This window comes from Acinetobacter sp. ACNIH1 (assembly GCF_002934695.1).
Classification (GTDB): Bacteria; Pseudomonadota; Gammaproteobacteria; order Pseudomonadales; family Moraxellaceae; genus Acinetobacter; species Acinetobacter variabilis.
In genome coordinates this window covers 3,239,468-3,259,183 of sequence record NZ_CP026420.1, presented here as the reverse complement: position 1 = coordinate 3,259,183, position 19,716 = coordinate 3,239,468, and the positions used below count along the sequence as shown (strand labels likewise).

At 43.8% G+C, this 19,716-nt stretch carries 18 protein-coding genes; 5 read left to right on the top strand and 13 right to left on the bottom strand.

The features are described from left to right. Positions 1–22: 22 nt before the first annotated feature. The 5 genes from C3F22_RS15835 to glnK all read right to left on the bottom strand — a co-directional run bounded on the left by C3F22_RS15835 (position 23) and on the right by glnK (position 4,824). Complete coding sequence (locus tag C3F22_RS15835) at positions 23–1,315, bottom strand: DNA adenine methylase (RefSeq protein ID WP_004787305.1); 1,293 nt, start codon at positions 1,313–1,315, stop codon at positions 23–25. Further along, complete coding sequence (gene ribD / locus C3F22_RS15830; RefSeq protein ID WP_104426950.1) at positions 1,312–2,400, bottom strand: bifunctional diaminohydroxyphosphoribosylaminopyrimidine deaminase/5-amino-6-(5-phosphoribosylamino)uracil reductase RibD; 1,089 nt, start codon at positions 2,398–2,400, stop codon at positions 1,312–1,314. The genes C3F22_RS15835 and ribD overlap by 4 nt, the downstream gene beginning before the upstream one ends. A gap of 2 nt (positions 2,401–2,402) precedes the next feature. After that, positions 2,403–2,870, bottom strand: a complete 468-nt coding sequence (gene nrdR / locus C3F22_RS15825) for a transcriptional regulator NrdR (RefSeq protein WP_004787309.1) — start codon at positions 2,868–2,870, stop codon at positions 2,403–2,405. A 139-nt stretch (positions 2,871–3,009) separates the two neighbouring features. Continuing rightward, positions 3,010–4,425, bottom strand: coding sequence for an ammonium transporter (locus tag C3F22_RS15820; protein ID WP_104426949.1), 1,416 nt, complete (start codon positions 4,423–4,425; stop codon positions 3,010–3,012). A 60-nt stretch (positions 4,426–4,485) separates the two neighbouring features. Then, positions 4,486–4,824, bottom strand: a complete 339-nt coding sequence (gene glnK, locus C3F22_RS15815; protein WP_004650081.1) for a P-II family nitrogen regulator — start codon at positions 4,822–4,824, stop codon at positions 4,486–4,488. A 278-nt stretch (positions 4,825–5,102) separates the two neighbouring features. Here glnK and C3F22_RS15810 point away from each other — a divergent pair, with 278 nt between their 5' ends. The 3 genes from C3F22_RS15810 to C3F22_RS15800 all read left to right on the top strand — a co-directional run bounded on the left by C3F22_RS15810 (position 5,103) and on the right by C3F22_RS15800 (position 8,194). Further along, complete coding sequence (locus tag C3F22_RS15810) at positions 5,103–5,330, top strand: accessory factor UbiK family protein (RefSeq protein ID WP_004787313.1); 228 nt, start codon at positions 5,103–5,105, stop codon at positions 5,328–5,330. A 65-nt stretch (positions 5,331–5,395) separates the two neighbouring features. Next, complete coding sequence (locus tag C3F22_RS15805) at positions 5,396–6,883, top strand: YifB family Mg chelatase-like AAA ATPase (RefSeq protein WP_104426948.1); 1,488 nt, start codon at positions 5,396–5,398, stop codon at positions 6,881–6,883. Positions 6,884–6,971: 88 nt separating this feature from the next. Further along, positions 6,972–8,194, top strand: a protein-coding gene (locus tag C3F22_RS15800; protein WP_104425744.1) for an IS3 family transposase whose coding sequence is annotated in 2 segments (ribosomal slippage) — positions 6,972–7,308 and positions 7,308–8,194 — 1,224 coding nt in all. Because the reading frame shifts where the segments join, the coding sequence is not laid out codon by codon here. A 49-nt stretch (positions 8,195–8,243) separates the two neighbouring features. Here C3F22_RS15800 and C3F22_RS15795 read toward each other — a convergent pair. Further along, positions 8,244–8,978, bottom strand: a complete 735-nt coding sequence (locus tag C3F22_RS15795; protein ID WP_004787356.1) for a TorF family putative porin — start codon at positions 8,976–8,978, stop codon at positions 8,244–8,246. Positions 8,979–9,846: 868 nt separating this feature from the next. Between C3F22_RS15795 and C3F22_RS15790 the strand changes: the two genes are divergently transcribed. Next, positions 9,847–11,196, top strand: a complete 1,350-nt coding sequence (locus C3F22_RS15790; protein WP_004787358.1) for an OprD family outer membrane porin — start codon at positions 9,847–9,849, stop codon at positions 11,194–11,196. A gap of 100 nt (positions 11,197–11,296) precedes the next feature. On the opposite strand, the gene ppa is transcribed toward C3F22_RS15790, so the two are convergent. Together ppa and C3F22_RS15780 are read right to left on the bottom strand one after the other, a co-directional pair. After that, on the bottom strand, positions 11,297–11,833 hold the full coding sequence (ppa, locus tag C3F22_RS15785; RefSeq protein WP_005233448.1) for an inorganic diphosphatase: 537 nt from the start codon (positions 11,831–11,833) through the stop codon (positions 11,297–11,299). 120 nt (positions 11,834–11,953) lie between these two features. Further along, on the bottom strand, positions 11,954–12,352 hold the full coding sequence (locus C3F22_RS15780) for an MAPEG family protein (RefSeq protein ID WP_004787362.1): 399 nt from the start codon (positions 12,350–12,352) through the stop codon (positions 11,954–11,956). A gap of 100 nt (positions 12,353–12,452) precedes the next feature. Here C3F22_RS15780 and C3F22_RS15775 point away from each other — a divergent pair, with 100 nt between their 5' ends. After that, a complete protein-coding gene (locus C3F22_RS15775) occupies positions 12,453–12,839 on the top strand; it encodes a hypothetical protein (RefSeq protein WP_004787363.1) in 387 nt (128 codons plus the stop codon). A gap of 37 nt (positions 12,840–12,876) precedes the next feature. Here the strand turns inward: C3F22_RS15775 and C3F22_RS15770 are convergent, their stop codons facing one another. The 5 genes from C3F22_RS15770 to C3F22_RS15750 all read right to left on the bottom strand — a co-directional run bounded on the left by C3F22_RS15770 (position 12,877) and on the right by C3F22_RS15750 (position 19,708). After that, on the bottom strand, positions 12,877–14,553 hold the full coding sequence (locus tag C3F22_RS15770) for a long-chain-fatty-acid--CoA ligase (protein WP_005233446.1): 1,677 nt from the start codon (positions 14,551–14,553) through the stop codon (positions 12,877–12,879). Positions 14,554–14,703: 150 nt separating this feature from the next. Then, a complete protein-coding gene (gene parC / locus C3F22_RS15765) occupies positions 14,704–16,923 on the bottom strand; it encodes a DNA topoisomerase IV subunit A (protein WP_104426947.1) in 2,220 nt (739 codons plus the stop codon). A gap of 163 nt (positions 16,924–17,086) precedes the next feature. After that, positions 17,087–18,406: an MFS transporter gene (locus C3F22_RS15760; protein WP_104426946.1), complete on the bottom strand. Its 1,320-nt coding sequence runs from the start codon at positions 18,404–18,406 to the stop codon at positions 17,087–17,089. A 131-nt stretch (positions 18,407–18,537) separates the two neighbouring features. After that, on the bottom strand, positions 18,538–19,182 hold the full coding sequence (locus tag C3F22_RS15755) for a trimeric intracellular cation channel family protein (RefSeq protein WP_104426945.1): 645 nt from the start codon (positions 19,180–19,182) through the stop codon (positions 18,538–18,540). A 61-nt stretch (positions 19,183–19,243) separates the two neighbouring features. After that, on the bottom strand, positions 19,244–19,708 hold the full coding sequence (locus tag C3F22_RS15750; protein ID WP_104426944.1) for a YchJ family protein: 465 nt from the start codon (positions 19,706–19,708) through the stop codon (positions 19,244–19,246). Positions 19,709–19,716: the final 8 nt, after the last annotated feature.

Here is a 19,716-nt window from a genome sequence, read left to right as displayed (position 1 = left end):
TTTATTTCCTTTTTCTCTGCGCTTACCACAAGGCCAATTGGGTACTCACCCCGGTCGTATCCACACCACCCAGCTCGGCATAATGATGCAACTGGCTCAGTAACTGACGAATTGGTGGACCTGACTTGGCATGCGTGTCGGTAATTACAATAAATTCTAGTACGCGTGCACGTTCAGACTGGCGCTGTTTGCTGACACGATAACGTGGCACATCCTGAGTGAGCAAGGTTACACGGCCACGTTTCAGGTTGGCCTGCAACAAATCTGTGGCACTGATATTACCATCGGTCGAATAACTGGTCAGGATAAAACGCGCATTAATGGTCGCTAACAAAGTTTCATAGGCTTCTTTGGCATGCTTGGACGAGTTGTACTGACTTGGACGTTCTTTACGCCATGCACGGTCAATTCCGCTCTTGAAGCCTTTAGTGTCTGGCGTAGGCAGATCCACCTGATCCCAGAGTGTTAAAGCATTCAATACATGGTAGTTACTGCTATAGGCGTGCTGGTTATACGGTGGATCCAGATAAGCTACATCGACTTCAAAACCACTCATCTGATTGGCTAAGTGTTGGGCATCCACACACCACATTTCTGCGGCAGGTCCTTGATGCTTGGCATCTTCACAGAAACGGCTTGGCGTTAACCAGAGCAAGGATTCAATACGTTCAAGTGCAGTTTGGGTCTTACCGCCCCAACCATGATGGAAACTTTTAAATACCCCTGAAGTATTGCTGACAAAACTGGCTGAATAGAGCAGCGGTGCCAACAAGGCACTCATTTCCACGTCATCGATCGCACCTTGGGCTTGCCAGGTGGCAATCTGCTGACGAATCGCATCAATACGCATGCCGTTACGGCGTTTGAAGAACAAACGGTCTCGGGTCGGATCATAGATTTCATCATTACGCGGACACAGGTTATGCGTCACCCAACCTTTGACTTCAGGCAGACGGTTTAGATAGTCGATCGCTTTCTGATAGCCACCCAGCTCTTTAAATGCAGGTGCATCAGTGCAAGCCAGAACGGCATGATTCAGCGCATGGCTATACGGTTCCCAGTCATTGGCAATGACACGATAGCCATTTTGACGTGCCAAACGTGATACTACACCGGAACCGGCAAAGAAATCGGCAAAAATAGGCGCACGGCCATCTTCGCGTTTTAAGGTTCCCGTGCTCTCAAGTGCTTCCAGAATTAAATGTAGTAAACGGCGTTTGTTCCCCAAATAAGGAACCAACTGATGGAAAAGATATTCATCGGTAGTACGTGCCGCATGGCGGCGTTTGTGATAAACCGTAGACTCTGAATTCATAGTGTCTCTTGAGAAGGAATTAACCTGAAGCGCACGTCGTCACCCAAACGGGTCACGTCTTGCAACTTGAATCGAAGTTGTTCTGCCATTCGGCTAAATTCTGCATTGAACATACTACGCGCAGTTTGCCCCAATAGAGTCGGTGCAACATAACTGATGAGTTCATCCACCAGTCCTGCCTGTAAAAATACGGTAGATAAGGTCGCTCCTGCCTCAACCAGCACGTCATAAATCTGATGCTGCTGAACCAGGTACTGTAATAATTCTTTTAAAGGCTGAATCTCAAGCTGGATCACACCGAGATCGGCCAGTTCCTGACGATAAGGTCCCATTACCATCATAGTTTCTGGTTGTTCCAAAATCTTGGAAGTGAGTGGCAAGCGACCTTGGCGATCCAGAATAATCCGTTTTGGCTGAACAATCCTGCTGATGTCATCAATGCCATTCAGACTACGGACATTGAGTTGGCAATCATCGGCCAATACCGTTTCAATCCCGGTAATCACCCCACCAGAAATCGCACGCCAGTGCTGGACATCTTGCCGAGCCTCTATACCAGTAATCCATTTCGATTCACCCGAAGCCATGGCTGTACGACCATCTAAACTCGATGCAATTTTCACACGTACATAAGGCATCCCAGTCGCCATCGCTTTCAAGAAGCCATAATTCAGTGGATGCGCTTCATCTTCACAGATGCCAACTTTCACTTCAATACCGGCATCTTTCAGGATCTGCACGCCTTTTCCAGCGACCAGTGGATTCGGATCAGGACAAGCCACCATCACTTTGGCTAAGCCTGCTTCAACCAGACCTTTGGCACACGGCGGTGTACGACCATAATGTGCGCACGGCTCCAGAGTGACATAAGCCGTTGCTCCACGTGCCTGTTCACCCGCCTGACGCATGGCAAAAACTTCCGCATGCGGTTGACCTGCTTTGGGATGAAAACCTTCACCCACGACTACGCCATCTTTGACAATGACACAGCCGACATTCGGGTTGGGTTTGGTCGAGTACTGTCCCTGACGTGCCAGTTCGATGGCACGGCGCATCCAGATTTGATCTTGAGTGAGTTCAGTCATGCTTATTCTTGAAACTCACCGCGTTGCTGCATTTGTTCAATCTGACGACGAAAGGCTTCGACATCCTGGAAGTCCTGATAGACTGAAGCAAAACGGACATAAGCGACATGATCAAGTGCAAATAGAGATTGCATGACTATTTCACCGATGGTACGTGATTTCACATCACGTTCACCCAAACGGCGAATCTGTAATTGAATATCACTGAGCACCGTTTCAATCTGTTCTTGCGTCACAGGACGTTTCTGCAAGGCATGCATCAGTGAACGGCGTAATTTGGCTTCATCAAAGGGTTCATTTTTGCCATCAGATTTGATGACACGCGGCATCACCACTTCATAACTTTCAAAGGTGGTAAAGCGTTCATTACAACTGACGCATTCACGACGGCGGCGAATCTGGCAACCTTCAGCGGCCAGGCGTGAATCAATCACTTTACTGTCTGGTGTATTGCAAAATGGGCAATGCATAGCGGTTTAATTGAACAAATCCTGATGATTTCCGAGTGTAGCAAAAATTCCAAACTTTGTAGAGTTTTACGCAACATATAGAAAAAAAACAGCCCATATGGGCTGTTTTACACAATATATTGATTATTGTTTTAGCAGATTATTCTACGCGTTCGCCATGTTGACTCAAGTCCAGACCCATACGTTCATCATCAGAAGAAACACGAATACCGATGATCAGATCGATCACTTTAAGAATCACAAAAGTTAATACTGCAGAGTAAGCGATGGTTGCAAGTACACCTTCAACTTGAACCCAAAGTTGGCTCATTACATTTGCTGGAGCAGCATCACCCATGATGAATTCGCTTGCAAAGAATGCTGTCAGAATCGCACCTACGATACCACCTACACCATGCAGGCCAAAGGCATCCAGAGAATCGTCGGCTTTCAGTACACGTTTCAGAGCAGTAATACCCCAGAAACATACCACACCACCGATCAGACCCATTGCTAGTGCACCACCGACAGTAACGAAACCAGCTGCTGGAGTAATCACCACCAGACCTGCTACCGCACCAGAAGCGCCACCTAATACAGAGGCTTTGCCACGTACTACTTTTTCAGTAATTAACCAAGAGATTGCTGCTGCCGCTGCTGCAACTTGAGTTACGATCAGCGCATAACCTGCAGAACCATTCGCACCCAATGCTGAACCACCGTTGAAGCCGAACCAGCCTACCCAAAGTAAGCTTGCACCGACTACAGTTAAAGTCAGGTTATGTGGCGCCATTGATTCACGGCCCAAGCCCATACGTTTACCTAGCATGTAGGCTGCAACCAGACCCGCTACACCTGAGTTGATGTGAACGACTGTACCACCAGCAAAGTCAAGCGCACCATCGTTGCCTAACCAGCCGCCACCCCATACCCAGTGAGTAATTGGCGCATAAACCAGAATTACCCAGAGTGCAATGAATGCCACAAAAGCACCAAACTTCATACGCTCTGCAATCGAACCGCTGATGATGGCAACCGTAATGATGGCAAAGGTCATTTGGAAGATCACGAACAGGATTTCAGGAATTGTGCCGGATAGCGCATCGGTAGTTATTCCAGCCAGCATGAGCTTGTCCAGACTGCCGATAAAGGCATTTCCTTCACCAAAGGCCAAAGTATAGCCAATCACGACCCAAGCAATACTGACTACGGCTGCAGCAACAAAGCTGTGTGCCATTGTTGCCAGCACATTTTTCTTACGGACCATACCGCCATAGAACAGGGCTAAACCTGGAATGGTCATCAGTAATACAAGGGCTGTTGAAGTGAGAATCCAGGCTGTATCGCCAGTATCGAGAGTAGCTTCTTCTCCTGCAGGCGCTGCTGGTTCAGCTGGCGCCACTTCAGCAATCTCTGCTGTAGTTGTGTCTGTTGTTGTAAGTGAAGTATCACCAGTCTCTGCAACAAGTGCGACTTCTTCAGTAGGTGTTGGTGCTGTTACGGCCTCTTCAGCCCACGCAACAGAACCACCTAAAAGAGCGCTGGACAAGCCGAACGCCATTAGCATTTTTTTCATTCGTATCCCCCAACCATGTTTTTTGTGAGTTATTAGGTACTCAGCAAACTTCGTGCCAAATTAAACAGCGTCTGCACCTGTTTCACCGGTACGAATACGGATGACTTGTTCTAAGTTAGTTACGAAAATTTTTCCGTCACCGATTTTGCCAGTGCTTGCAACACGAGTAATTGATTCAATTACCGAATCAACCATTTCGTCGCTGATTGCGATTTCAATTTTGACTTTCGGTAGGAAATCTACAACGTATTCAGCACCACGATAAAGTTCAGTATGGCCTTTTTGACGACCAAAGCCTTTGACTTCAGTCACAGTGATGCCTTGAACACCAATTTCAGATAATGCTTCACGCACATCATCCAATTTGAAAGGTTTTACAATTGCAGTTACGAGCTTCATGTTTGTTTTCCTTCGGCTTATTTCACCAGTAAGGTTTTATGTTCAAATTTCATGCCAAGATTCCTAAGGTCGGGGGAAATTAGAAAGCCCGGCACGATGTTTCTTGCTCTTTTATTTTATACTTATAACGTATTGGAATCTGCACAAATTGGATATTTTTTATGTGGATTTTTACAATATTACTAATCGAAGCAGCCTATATTTTATCTGAAATACTGTAAGTCACTCTTGCAGCAATGCTACACTGTCCGCGCATTTATATGGCGATGGATCGGATTATGATTGAAACCCTGTTACAAGCAATTTTGCAGCAAGTTGAACAGCCTAAAAAGGACCTGGAACATAACCTGCGTGCCCTGCTCAATGAAGCCGTTAGCAAAATGGATTTAGTGTCTAAAGAAGAGCTCGAACGTCAACGCACTGCCCTAAATAATGCCAATCAGCGTTTAAATGAGTTACTAAAACAAGTCGAAGAGCTAGAAGAAAAAATCTCGATTAAAAAATAAGCACAACCACAGTGCACAAAAGACACGAGAACAATAAAAATAATGCACTATATTGGAACAACAATATGTCTTTTGCCAAAATTTATACGCGAGGCCTGTTAGGCCTGCACGCACCTTTAATTGAAGTCGAAGTTCATGTCAGTTCTGGCATGCCTTCCCTCACCATTGTGGGGCTTCCTGAAGCCGCAGTCAGGGAAAGTAAGGACCGGGTTCGCTCAGCCATTCTGAATAGCGGCTTTCAGTTTCCGACCAAACGCTTGACCATTAATCTGGCACCTGCCGATCTACCTAAAGACGGCTCACGTTTGGACTTACCGATTGCGCTAGGAATTTTAGTAGCCTCAGGACAGCTTCCAGAAAATTGCACAGATAACCTTGAATTTATTGGTGAACTGGCCTTAGATGGTCAATTGCGGCCTGTAACAGGAATCCTGAGTATTGCAATCGCCTGCCAGCAGGCACAGCATCAACTGATCTTGCCTAGTCCGAATGCTCAGGAAGCCTCTCAGCTCCCAGATTTTCAGGTATTTGCCGCCAATCATTTACAGGAAGTCTGTGCACATCTGGCTCAAGCAGAAACCTTAACCCCGTTTAAGACCAGTCCATTAGATCAGCACTCTTTTTATAAATTTGATCTGGCGGATGTGAAAGGACAATTGCGACCGAGACGTGCCTTGGAAATTGCAGCCGCGGGTGGTCATTCCCTGCTGTTCCGCGGGCCACCTGGTACAGGTAAAACCTTGTTAGCATCGCGCCTCGCCAGTATTTTGCCTCCCTTAAATACTCAGGAAAATCTGGAAGTTGCCAGTATCTATTCGATTGCCAATGCCAATCATCCTTTTGGCCAGCGGCCATTTCGGGCACCGCATCATACTGCCTCTGCCATTGCACTGGTCGGCGGTGGCTCACATCCTAAACCCGGAGAGATCACACTGGCACATTTGGGCGTTTTATTTTTGGACGAACTGCCTGAGTTTGACCGCAAGGTTTTAGAAGTATTACGTCAGCCGCTTGAGTCCAAAGAAATTGTGATTTCGCGTGCTTCCCGGCAAATTACCTTTCCAGCCAATTTTCAGCTGGTGGCAGCCATGAATCCCTGTCCATGCGGTTATGCATTTAATCAGGACATCCGCTGTCAATGTTCAGCGGAGAGCATCAAACGTTATCAGAACCGAATTTCTGGCCCATTACTGGATCGGATTGACCTGCATATTGACGTACCACCTTTACAGGCACAGGAATTACAGGACAATAAACCCGTCGAAAACTCTGAAACGGTCAGACAGCGTGTGATCACCGCCTATAACATTCAGATCGAACGGCAAAATGTCTTGAACATGAGTCTTAGTCCAAAGCAACTAGAACAATACGCCCCTCTCGATCCACCAGCTCAGAAAATGATTGAACTGGCTCAGCAGAAACTGAATTTATCAGCACGAGGCTATCATCGGATTTTGCGTGTTGCCCGAACCATTGCCGATCTTAACCAAAGTCCAGATATTCAGACTGGGCATTTATCGGAAGCCTTGTCTTATCGCGGGCAGCACATTTAAACAATAAAAAAGGCGACCTAAAGTCGCCTTTTTTATTTAGAGAAATGTCCCGTCCTGAAATAAGTTTACACCTTAAGAGACTTATTTTATGGAACATGCACGAGAACAACGAGTTAAGCGCACACAACGTGATTATAGCTTCGCCTTTAAAATGATGGTGGTACATGAAGTAGAAAAAGGGCAAATTACTTATAAACAAGCTCAGGCAAAATATGGTATTCAAGGAAGATCAACTGTGCTGGTATGGTTACGCAAGCACGGACAACAGGATTGGACTTCGAATATGCCGACTTCTTCTAAACGCCAATTGACACCCCAACAACGAATCCGCCAATTAGAAAAACAGTTAGCCGCAGAAAAGCTCAAAACTGAATTTATACAGGATGTGATTTATCACATTGATAAAGAGTGTGGGACTGATCTTGGAAAAAAGTATACCGAGCACGTTTCAAAGATTGGCAAAGCCAAAGAAGACTAAGCGTTTCACGTTATTGTCAGTGGTTAGGAATCACTCGACAAGCTTATTATCAAGCAGAAAAACGTGCTCAAATGACTGCACAAGTAACAGAACAAATACTCGAGTTGGTTATGGAGTATCGCTGTCTCATGCCAAGTATCGGAACACGTAAGCTGTATTGGCTTATTAAAGGCAAATTGTTGCAGCGTGGTTTAAAGTGTGGACGGGATCAGTTATTTAAAATATTGAAAGAAAATAATTTATTGATTCGCCCCAAGCGTCGTTATACAAAAACTACGGATAGCAAGCATTGGATGAAGAAGCATCCAAATTTATTAAAGGATTATTCAGCGGTGCAAGCCAATGAAGTCTTTGTCAGTGATATTACCTATGTTGAGAGTGCTGAAGGCGTACATTATTTATCCTTAGTGACAGATGCTTATACCCGCCAGATTAAAGGTTATAAGTTATCGAATGATATGCGTGCAGAGAATGTTGTGCAGGCACTACATATGGCGATGCAGCATGTGACAGATCGGGCAGCCAGGATGATTCACCATTCAGACAGAGGCTCTCAGTATTGCTCTGAACTATATCAATCGGCATTACGCCATTATGGGGTATGTCCTTCTATGACAGATGGAGGAGACTGTTACCAGAATGCATTAGCAGAGCGGATTAATGGAATATTAAAGCAGGAGTTTTTAACTACACGATGTCAAACCATGAAAGAGTTAGATCACTTAATTGCGGAATCTATCATGATTTATAATTGCTATAGACCACATTTAAGTTTAAATATGAACACCCCGAATCAGACGTATGAGCAAACTAAAACCGAGCTAATTGCTTAACTCGGTTTGAAGTGGAATACTGTCAATCTATTTCAGGACAAGACAAAAATTAGAAGCTATAACCTAATCCGAATACTACTTTGTTCTTTTGTTTCACATCCATACGATCATAACCACCGATGATGTAATTGATGCTTGCAGTAACCCCAGTATCTGCAAGAGGTTTACTTAAACCGATATCAAAATGACGGAAACCAAAGCTTTCACTGGTCTCTTCTACATAGTCACCTGACTTTTCATAAGCATATAAACCTAAAGCGGTGTCTAAGCTAAAGTCATTAGGCAGTGCGTAGCTATAAGTACCTTTGATATAAGTATCCCCTGCATTCCCCCAAGTCGTATCTTCAAGAAGGGTTTGTGCTGTAATGCCTAAATCTTTATAGCTCAGACCTAATAACAGCTCAAATCCATTCGTTTCTTCATCAGATTCATAATAATAGTAGTAAGTCGTACCAATTGTTAAACCCAAATCATCATTTACTGAATGGCTGTAGCCTGCATAGAAATTATTTTCAAAAGCATCACGGCCTTCCTCAACCAAAGAATAATCTAAGGTAGAACCCCACCAACCAGCATAGAAGCCAGAGGCATGATTATAGTCAAGCCCACCTTGTAAAGTAGCTCCGCTATTTTCAGGTGCATTAGTAATCCCACGTAGGTTATAGCTTGAAAGTACACTGATATTTCCAGAAACTGAATGTTCAGCAGCTGGTTCATCCGCGAAAGTGAAAGAAGATGCAGCACCTAGTAAAGCAAAAGATAATACTTTTAATGTTGATTTCATTGTATGACTCCCCCCCAGATCGTCTGAGACGTTTTTATGATATTGATTAAACTCAAGTTCGAAATTTGCAAGAGCTATGCCAATCTGGAATAAAACAACTGAAATCTGATAAATAAAAATAAAATTAATATCTATGTTTTTGTTTTTAAATTATATTTAATTTTTTTAAAAAAGGACTTTAATAGATTTTTTTTACCATTAGCTCTTTTTCAAAGATTTACTTTCTCTTTTCGGCCCTATACATAATCATTTACAAGTTGCGCCATTTTGAAACTATTTTTGCATTGATTAAATTTTGTGCTAAAAAAAGGTGCAGAAATAAAAGGTAAAGAAGCAGATTGCTCTATTCGAGTTTTTGATTCTTGCTCAAACTCAGAAATTTCTGGATTAAAAAGTTCAAAATAGTGCTAAGCAACAAAAAGTGACTCTCATAGAATGACTTTTTATTATTCGTAAATTTATGCGCATTTTTGGATTTATAAACATTTAAATTAAATATTTATATATTAAAATTCAATAATTTATAATCAATTCTCACTTTTAAGAAATTATTAATGAAGAGTCTGATACAGAAAATGAAGATTTTGAACACTCAACTTTTTCATTCTAAGAACTTTAATTTTAAATATTATTGATGCACTCATGAGTCATACCCCTCAGAGAATTTAGATTTAAAAAATATCTTTGTTTTTATTTGTTTTTTACTGTATGGTCAGGATTTAGACTGTTAGATCTCTTACCATTATTCACTTTAGATTAAAAAAATCCCTCGACTTTAGTGGAACATCGTAAATAAAAATGACATTTATTCAGCGAATCTTATACAATTCCTAAAAATTTCCATCAATTTGTATAAGGCTCTCTCCCAATGCAAAACACAAAAAAATTAACATTGGCAGTTTTGATTCAGGCTGCATTGATCTCAACCGCTTTTGCTAGCGAGCAGAGTGAGTCTAAAGGTTTTGTAGAAGACGCAGAAGGATCTGTACTTTTCCGTACTGGTTATTTATCTCGTGATAAGAAAAATGGCGTAGCAGATACAAGTTCAGCTGCACAGACTGCAATTGTGAAACTGGATTCTGGCTTTACTCAAGGTGTAGTCGGCTTTGGTGCCGGGATCATCGGTGATGCTTCTTTCAAACTAGGAAACAACAAAAATGCCGGTAATGGCATGATTCCTCGTGAAAACGGTTTCAATGCTAAAGGTGAGTACGTTAAAGGTGCTGGCGATACTTATGATCATTGGGCTCGTGGCGGCGCTTATGTGAAAGCTCGTGTATCTAATACCACTGCTGTATATGGTACCCAAGTTTTAGATCTTCCTGTATTGGCATCAAATACTGCACGTCTCGTTCCTGAATACTTTGAAGGCGTATTAGTGACTAGCAATGAAATTGATAACCTGTCATTAACAGCTGGTAAATTTACTAAAAACCAATATTCAGACCAAATCGACTCTGATGGTAACGAGCTTGATCGTGCTGTTGTTTGGGGCGCGAAATATAAATTTAGTGATGCTCTAAACGCTTCTTACTACGGTACAGATATTAAAGACCGTTTAGACCGTCATTATGTGAATGCGAACTATAGCTATGCAGTAGCCAATGGCGGCACTTTAACTCACGATTTCAGTGGCTATCATACTGAGTGGGATAAAAAAGCTGACGGTGGTGCATATACTTATTCTCATACCACAAATGACTTAAGCAACTTAAGCAACAATATTTGGGCTATTTCTACCACTTACAATACTGGTCCGCACAATATCATGGTGGCTTACCAACAAAATACTGGTAACACAGGCTATGACTATGGTTTGGGTCGCGGTGTAGGTGATGGTCATCAAACGATTTATCTACCAAACTCATACCTGTCTGACTTCATTGGCAATAATGAAAAATCAGCACAACTTCAATACACATTTGACTTTGGTGCCGTAAATGTTCCTGGTCTATCTTGGACTTCAGCATTTGTATATGGTTGGGATATTGATGTAGCAGGTAATCCAGATCGTTCTCAGTTAGTAACTAGCGATGCACAAGAACGTGAATTCTTTAACCAGGTGAAATATACTGTTCAATCTGGTTTTGCTAAAGATGCGAGCTTGCGTTTACGTCACTCTTACTACCGTGCAAGCGATGATTATCAAGCTGATCGATACATTGGTGACACCAACGAATGGCGTATCTGGTTAGACATTCCTGTGAAATTATTCTAATTCACCCGGATTTCAAGCCATAATAAAAAACCTGCACAATGTGCAGGTTTTTTTGTTTAAGCTTTAAAAAGTTAAAGACTTAAACTGAAAAGCAAATGAATTATTTATTTGCTTCTGCATAAGCTGCAATTGAGCTAAGTACTTCTTGTTTAGCAACATCAGCACCTTCCCAACCACTTAACTTAACCCATTTACCTGGTTCCAAGTCTTTGTAGTGCTGGAAGAAGTGTTCGATTTGGCTGATCAGTAATGGAGGAAGATCAGTATATTCCTGAACATCTTTGTAGATCGGAGTCAGTTTGTCGTGTGGAACTGCAACCAGTTTCGCATCAACACCACCGTCATCTTCCATGTTCAGTTTACCGACGGGACGGCAACGAATGACTGAACCTGGCTCTACTGGATGTGGAGTTACCACCAATACGTCTAGAGGGTCACCATCTAGAGAAAGTGTATTTGGTACATAACCATAGTTTGCTGGGTAGAACATTGCTGTACCCATGAAACGGTCTACAAATAATGCATCAGAATCTTTATCGATTTCATATTTGATTGGTGCTGCATTTGCAGGAATTTCGATAATGACATAGATGTCGTTTGGCGCATCTTTACCCGCTGGGATATTGCTGTAGCTCATAGCATCACTCTTTAACAAGTTATATCTTTTAAAAACCGCGACAATTATAACGGTTTTTACAGATTTTTTTTGATTTTAAAATATCGAACTGTAAATATCTCAAACTGCTTTATTTTTGGCTTAAGAGATCTTGATAATTAACAGCAGTAAGGTTATTGGACATAATAAAGATAACAGCCAGACAATTGAACGTAATGTCGACCAGTTCGCCAGATAACAAATCCCATAGATGACCCGAAAAACCAGATAGGCAATCCCAAAGGTCATGACCAGACTTTGTGAAACGACCATATATTCTGCCATCAGAATCGAGGCGATAAAGAGCGGTAAGCTTTCAAAGCTATTTTGCTGAGCGGCATTGGCGCGACTGGCCAGGCCTGTAGACTTTTCTAAAAATGCCCGCGGATTCTGATTGTCTTTTGCACGAAACCCTGCCGATTTTTTCGCAATCAAGGTAAAAACATAAGGTAAAAGACAAGCTGCCAAAATGAGATAGATAACCCCACTAATGCTATGCATCTGATTTTTCTCTTGAGAATTTTTATGTCTATCATAGCATGGCGTTTCGTGAATAAATTTTGTTAAATAGAGTGTTTTTATAAATGATTAAGGATTCACTATGGTCAGCCCTGATCAAAATGAAATGTTCGATGTCCTCGAGAAACAGCGCCAGCATCAACGTCAAGTGGATCGCGTATTAAAAATCGTATTGCCGATTGTGGCATTTCTGATGGCGGTCATTTGTGCCAATATGAATATCTGGTCTCCCCTCTTTACCTTTGCTATCTTATGGATTGCCTTCTATGCCGTGGGCATCAAACGCATGCCGATCTGGCACTGGGTGGTCGCAATCATCATTTATTGCCTGATAGATAATATTCTCAGTTATGGCAGTTTTAATTTGAGAGGATTTAACCGCCAGTTTGGTACCATGTTTATTTTTTTGGGTGTGATCGGTGTAGGACGTCCTTACTTCGACCGCTGGCTAATGAAAAAAGAGAATTAAAAAAAGCGCCCTTAGGTGCTTTTTTTAATTGCAGGATTTATGCAGACTTACGTAGGTCTTTACGCAGGATTTTGCCTACGTTAGATTTCGGTAACTCGTCCATAAATTCCACATAACGTGGGCGTTTATAACCGGTCAGGTTTTCTTTCGCAAATGCCAGAACTTCTTCAGTCGTCAATGAAGGATCTTTCTTCACAACAAACAATTTTGGCACTTCACCTGATTTTTCATCTGGTACACCAATTGCAGCCACTTCCAGTACCTTTGGATGTTTCGCAACGACTTCTTCAATTTCTGAAGGATAAACGTTGAAGCCAGAGACCAGAATCATGTCTTTCTTACGGTCAACGATTTTGATGTAACCACGTGAATCCATAACACCGATATCACCGGTACGGAAGAAGCCATTTACCATCACTTTATCGGTTTCATCCGGACGGTTCCAATAGCCTTTCATCACTTGAGGACCACGGATTGAGATTTCACCCTGCTCACCGAGTGCAACCTCATTACCGTCATCATCCAGAATTGCAACTTCAGTCAAAGGTAACGGAATACCAATCGTACCGCTAAATGCTTCAGATGCTGGCGGGTTCGCAGTTGCTACTGGAGAAGTTTCAGACAGGCCATAACCTTCAATGATGTTAGTGCCAGTAATTTTCTTCCAAGCTTCTGCAGTAGAAGGCAGAACAGCCATACCACCGCCCATCGCCATTTTTAAACGGCTATGATCCAGTTGCTTGAACTCTTCGTTGTTTACAAGCGCATTAAACAGCGTGTTCACAGCAGGGAAGAATGTTGGCTGGTATTTACGTAATTCTTTCATCACCGCAGGCAGATCACGCGGGTTAGGAATCAGAACGTTCGCCTGACCTTTATACATGCCGTAAAGTGCACAGACCATGAAAGCAAAGATGTGATAAAGCGGTAAAGCACAGAAAATACGGTCATCTGGCTGGCCATCTTGCGCACCGAATTTGCTCTGGAAGATACCGTCACACTGCAACAGGTTAGCAACCAGGTTACGATGGGTCAGTTCAGCACCTTTAGAAACACCAGTAGTACCACCTGTGTACTGAAGTACAGCAGTATCACTCAAAGTCAATTCAGGGCGTTTATAGTTGCTTGGGTTAACTTTATTCAGGGCTGCATTGAACTTGATGTGACCTGGAATATCCCATGCCGGAATCTGCTTACGTACTGAACGTAATACAAAGTTCACCAAAGTACCTTTTAAAGCACCCAGCATGTCACCCACAGAAGCAACCACGACGTGCTTCACAGGTGTTTTGCCAATAATTGACTGATAAACGCTTGCAAAGTTCTCAATAATGACCAGAACTTCAGCGCCAGAATCTTTTAATTGATGCTCAAGCTCACGTGATGTATACAGTGGATTTACATTCACCAGTACTAAACCAGCGCGGAACACCCCCAATGCTACGACCGGATACTGAAGAACGTTTGGCATCATTACGGCAACACGTGTGCCTTTTGCCAGACCCAAACTTTGCAAATATGCTGCGAATTTACGACTAGCTTCTTCCAACTCATTGAACGTTAAAGTCTTATCCATAAAGATAAAGGCATCACGTGAGCCAAATTTTTGGAAATTGCGTTCAAAAATATCAACCAGAGATGTATTTTCTGCTGGTAATTCTACAGTTTCTGGAATCCCTGTTTTTTGGTATTCAGCGAACCAAATCTTTTCCATAATGCCAATCTCTCCAATCATAATCCTTAGTAGTTCAACTGTTTTTTTCAATGCTGCACGTCATTTTTTAGACTTGTATATGTGCAACATTGCATCCATTTGTCGAATCGTTACTCATATATAACGTATTTCGATTCATGGATGCTAGTATTATCTTTGAATCAACAGTTTATTTGCTTTTTGATATCCACGTGGTAACAGGGTTCCTTTAGAGCCTCGTTTCCCAATATATTTTTGCAGGTCATCCCCTTTAAGTTTTAATTGTTGCTGTCCTGCAAGCACTTGAATTATTTCATCAAGTTTCAATATTGTCATGGATAAAATTTGATCTTTATTTTCAAGTTGTATCAATTTATTACCTTTACCTTTATTGAGTACAGGTAATTCCGACAGATCAACAACCAGTAGACGGCCAGCTGAACTGAGTAGTGCAACATGAGTTGCGTCTTCCAGCGGTTGCAGGTTCATGACCTGTGCACCTTCAGATAGGTTCAGGAAAGCCTTACCAGCTTTGGCATTGGTATCCAGCTGCTTGGCCTGGGTTTTAAATCCATAACCTTTACTGCTGACTGCCAAGATTTCCGCATCATCTTCAGCGACCAACACCTGCTTGAAGCCTACCCCACTTGCCGGAGACAGTTTTGAACTCAATGGTTCACCAAGTCCTCGTGCCGATGGCAGGCTATTGATTGGCAAACCATAGCTACGACCACTATCGTCTAATACATAGACGCGTTGATTAGACTTACCTTGGGCATGACTGAGATACTGATCGCCCACACGGAAATTCAGATTTTCAGCATCCACCTCATGCCCTTTGGCACAGCGAATCCAGCCCGCTTCAGACAATACGACCGTTACAGGATCCGCTGGCAGCATTTCAGTTTCATCAATTGCAGCGGCTTCGGCACGTTGTACGATTGGAGAACGGCGATCATCCCCAAATTTCTTGGCATCTTCTTTTAATTCATTGATGATCAAGGTTTTTAAAGACTCAGGATTCGCCAACTGTTCACGAATCACCGCAGCTTTGGCTTCCAGCTCTTCCTGTTCGCGGCGCAGTTCCATTTCTTCGAGTTTGGCCAGATGACGCAGCTTGAGTTCTAAAATGGCTTCGGCCTGAATCTCATCAATACCGAACCGTTCCATCAACACCGGTTTAGGCTGATCTTCCTCACGAATAATCCGAATCACTTCATCAATATTTAGGTAAGCAATGATCAAACCGCCGAGAATATGCAGGCGTTTTTCGATCTTGTTCAGATGATATTGCAGACGGCGAGTAACAGTAGTCTTACGGATTTCGATCCATTCCAGCAGAATACGACGAATCGATTTCACTTGTGGACGGCCATCCGCGCCAATCATGTTCATATTGACGCGATAGCTGGATTCGAGATCAGTGGTCGCAAATAGGTGGCTCATTACCGCTTCCGCATCAATACGGTTCGAACGCAGTACCACCACTAAACGTGTTGGATTCTCATGATCCGATTCATCACGAACATCAGTGACCAATGGCAGCTTTTTTGCCTGCATTTGATCTGCAATCTGGCTGATGATTTTTGAACCGGATACCTGATACGGCAATTCGGTAATCACGATTTCATTTTTATCAATGGTATATACCGCACGCATGCGATAGCTGCCACGACCTGTCGTCTGAATTTTAAGCAGCTCTGATGGTGGGGTGATGATTTCTGCTTTGGTCGGTAAATCCGGTCCCGGAATGTATTCTGCCATTTTGGCATCGGTCAGGTTCGGATTACGGATCAGGGCGATAGTACCTTTCACCACTTCGCGCAAGTTGTGCGGCGGAATATCGGTCGCCATCCCCACAGCAATCCCGGTGGTACCATTTAGCAGGATATTGGGAACACGTGCCGGCAAGTTGATCGGTTCTTTCATCGAACCATCAAAGTTATCCTGCCAGTCACAGGTACCCTGTCCTAGTTCGGATAAAAGCAGTTCACTATATTGCGATAGCTTGGCTTCAGTATAACGCATCGCTGCAAAGGATTTAGGATCATCCGGTGACCCCCAGTTGCCCTGTCCTTCAATAAATGGATAGCGATAACTGAATGGCTGCGCCATCAGGACCATGGCTTCATAACAAGCCGAGTCACCATGTGGATGGTATTTACCCAGTACATCCCCGACAGTACGTGCCGATTTTTTCGGTTTGCTGGTCCATTTCAGTCCCAGTTCACTCATGGCATAGACAATACGGCGCTGTACCGGTTTCAAACCGTCACTGATATGTGGCAATGCACGATCCATGATCACGTACATGGCATAATTTAAATAAGCTTGTTCGGTAAATTCGGCTACGGAACGGTTTTCTGTCGCATGATGCGCAAGGCTTGTCATAACAACCTATAATCCTAAAATTCGTTTTTGTATCAATGTTTCTTATGCTAAGTCGCGGCTGTGTGCTGCACAAGGGCAGTAAACTACACAGCGCGACAAATCGTGTCTTATGGGCTAAAAATATCCACTTTATAGCAGCTGAGCAACTAAAAAATCACCAACCTTATAAACCCATGGATTCTAGCGTCTTGCCCTTGGTCTCTTCACCCAGGACTAAAATGACTATAGCCACTGCAATCAGCACCGCAGTAAACATGGTAAAGACGTAACTGAAACCATTTGGCATCCCCATCAAATGGGTTACGGCAAAAGGTGCAGCAATCCCGCCAATACGGCCAATTGCACCGGCCCAGCCTGAACCAAAAGCACGGATATTGGTTGGATACTGTTCTGGTGTATAGGTATAAAGAACGCCCCATGCCCCCAGATTAAAGAAGGACATCAGACAACCCCAGATCATGATCTCGGTGACACTACCAGACTGGCCAAAGAAATAAGCAGAGATGGCACACATGCCAATAAAGCCAGCTAAAGTTGCCTTACGACCGAGTTTTTCGACCAGCCATGCTGCCGCAATATAACCCGGCAATTGCGCCAGAATCATAACTAGGACGTATTCAAAAGACTGCACGATGGTATAGCCTTCCTTGACCAGAAGGCTTGGTAACCAGGTAAAAATACCATAGTAGGAGAAAACGATCCCAAACCAGATTAGCCACAGCATCAAGGTGCGGCGGGCAAAAATACCACTCCAGAGCTGGGTAAACGAGATATTCTGCTTGGCAGCCACGGGTTTAACTTCAAAGATTTCCATGACTTCGACGCCGCATTTGCGCTCAATCTTTTTGACCAGAGCCTGCGCTTCATCTACCCGGCCACGATTGATCAGATACGGCACCGACTCAGGCACCAGTTTCCAGATTACGATGGCATACAGTGCCGGTATCCCGCCAATCATGAATGCAGCTTGCCAGCCAAAATCAGGAATCACAAAACGTGACACCAGTGCAGCCACCAACCAGCCCAAGCCCCAGAAACTTTCCAGCAGCACAATGAAACGACCACGTACCCGTGCCGGGATATATTCACTGACCAGCGTCACCGCAACCGGCAACTGCCCCCCTAATCCCAGACCGACAATAAAACGGAATACCAGTAACCAGGTCAGATTCGGCGCAAAGGCACAGGCAGCAGTCGCCAGACTATAAATCACCAGCGTACTGGCAAATACCGTTTTACGTCCCCAGCGATCTGCCAGTCCACCTGAGAAAATCGCCCCGATCGCCATACCGATAAAACCGATCGAAACCACCCAGCTTTTCTGGTCAGCGGTCATCTGCCAGTCTTCAGCCATTTTCGCCAGAATAAAGGAAATCAATCCCGTATCCATGGCATCAAACATCCATCCAAGACCAATCACCCATAAAAGAGTGTAGTGGAACTTGCCGATCGGCAAGCGCTGTATCCGAGAAACTAAATCCATAACAAAAATCTCTGATCAGGTGAAAAGGGAGATGCTGCTGTCCCAACAGGAGGTTTGATTTTTTATTTTTTTATACTACGAATACGTACGCCTGCGGGAAGTTTTCCCTCCCGCAGTTACCATAATTCATATCAAGATTCGTCTTTGGATGAAGCGGACTGTTCGTCATCATCCTTATAGATAAACTTCGGCATTTCCAGACCGAAATAGATTGCAATCAGACGCAAGCTAAAGCCAAAAATCAGGGTGGAAATAATGGTCAGTTCGAGTGACAGACCGAAATTGCTGCAGAGCCAGTAGAAAATGACCGCCACAAAGGAAATACTGGCATACAGTTCACGGCGGAAGACTAAAGGCACATCATTACATAAAATGTCACGTAAAATACCGCCCGATACTCCGGTCAGAACTCCAGCAACCGCACTGACTACAAAGCCATGGCCCATCTCTAGCGCAATCTGGCAGCCAATGATGGTAAAGCCAATCAGGCCCAAGGCATCCAGTACCAGGAAGATATTGCGTAAATGGCGCATCCATTTGGCAATCAGAATGGTGATAAAGGCGGCACAACAGGTCAGCACCAGATATTCCGGGTGTTTGACCCAGGTCAAGGGATAATGGCCAAGCAGTACATCACGTACCGAGCCACCACCGAGCGCCGTGACACAGGCAATAATCGTAACCCCGAACCAGTCCATACTACGCCGACCGGCAGACAAGGCTCCGGTCATGGCTTCAGCGGTAATTGCAATAATATAGATGACGGTCAGTAACATCGCCCTGCTTCCATCTGAGGCTTTGAGATGGCGGCTATTCTAAGCTAAATCTATGTGAAAATTATAAAAAATGCGCACAACATTGCTTAAATTTTTTCCCAGAGCCACAGATGCACGGCTGTTTCATTGTAAGCTGTTGATCTGTCGTTGGATCCAGAAAGTACCAGCGATTCTCGAACTTCACAAAATGTGAAATTTCATGATGAATCTGGGCCTGCTTGCCATCGTGATAATGTGCTTTGAACTCGACCAGCGCATGAGTCTTGTCCAGTTTTTCATTCGCCTGCACGATTTCCAGCTTCAGCCATTGATTGCTTTGGCTCCATTCAGCAATGGCTGCCATGTCCAAAGCCTGTTGCTGTCCACGGGCGGTAGTCTGCTGGATATAATCAATTTCATGCTTGGCAAAGGCACTATAACGCGAGCGCATTAATTGCTCGGCGCTTTGAGCCAATTGCTGGCCCTGATGTAGTGGCTGGCAACAGCTTGCGTATTCACCTCGTCCACATGGACATGCTTCTGACATATTGATTC

What these genes read in the sequence shown, in the direction of transcription:
- C3F22_RS15780 (WP_004787362.1), bottom strand. Translation starts at nt 12,352, where the DNA reads ATGCATAGCATTAGTGGGGTTATCTATCTCATTTTGGCAGCTTGTCTT.
- C3F22_RS15820 (WP_104426949.1), bottom strand. Translation starts at nt 4,425, where the DNA reads ATGAAAAAAATGCTAATGGCGTTCGGCTTGTCCAGCGCTCTTTTAGGT.
- C3F22_RS15805 (WP_104426948.1), top strand. Translation starts at nt 5,396, where the DNA reads ATGTCTTTTGCCAAAATTTATACGCGAGGCCTGTTAGGCCTGCACGCA.
- C3F22_RS15790 (WP_004787358.1), top strand. Translation starts at nt 9,847, where the DNA reads ATGCAAAACACAAAAAAATTAACATTGGCAGTTTTGATTCAGGCTGCA.
- nrdR (WP_004787309.1), bottom strand. Translation starts at nt 2,870, where the DNA reads ATGCATTGCCCATTTTGCAATACACCAGACAGTAAAGTGATTGATTCA.
- ribD (WP_104426950.1), bottom strand. Translation starts at nt 2,400, where the DNA reads ATGACTGAACTCACTCAAGATCAAATCTGGATGCGCCGTGCCATCGAA.
- C3F22_RS15810 (WP_004787313.1), top strand. Translation starts at nt 5,103, where the DNA reads ATGATTGAAACCCTGTTACAAGCAATTTTGCAGCAAGTTGAACAGCCT.
- parC (WP_104426947.1), bottom strand. Translation starts at nt 16,923, where the DNA reads ATGACAAGCCTTGCGCATCATGCGACAGAAAACCGTTCCGTAGCCGAA.
- ppa (WP_005233448.1), bottom strand. Translation starts at nt 11,833, where the DNA reads ATGAGCTACAGCAATATCCCAGCGGGTAAAGATGCGCCAAACGACATC.
- C3F22_RS15775 (WP_004787363.1), top strand. Translation starts at nt 12,453, where the DNA reads ATGGTCAGCCCTGATCAAAATGAAATGTTCGATGTCCTCGAGAAACAG.
- C3F22_RS15835 (WP_004787305.1), bottom strand. Translation starts at nt 1,315, where the DNA reads ATGAATTCAGAGTCTACGGTTTATCACAAACGCCGCCATGCGGCACGT.
- C3F22_RS15770 (WP_005233446.1), bottom strand. Translation starts at nt 14,553, where the DNA reads ATGGAAAAGATTTGGTTCGCTGAATACCAAAAAACAGGGATTCCAGAA.
- C3F22_RS15755 (WP_104426945.1), bottom strand. Translation starts at nt 19,182, where the DNA reads ATGTTACTGACCGTCATCTATATTATTGCAATTACCGCTGAAGCCATG.
- C3F22_RS15795 (WP_004787356.1), bottom strand. Translation starts at nt 8,978, where the DNA reads ATGAAATCAACATTAAAAGTATTATCTTTTGCTTTACTAGGTGCTGCA.
- C3F22_RS15750 (WP_104426944.1), bottom strand. Translation starts at nt 19,708, where the DNA reads ATGTCAGAAGCATGTCCATGTGGACGAGGTGAATACGCAAGCTGTTGC.
- glnK (WP_004650081.1), bottom strand. Translation starts at nt 4,824, where the DNA reads ATGAAGCTCGTAACTGCAATTGTAAAACCTTTCAAATTGGATGATGTG.
- C3F22_RS15760 (WP_104426946.1), bottom strand. Translation starts at nt 18,406, where the DNA reads ATGGATTTAGTTTCTCGGATACAGCGCTTGCCGATCGGCAAGTTCCAC.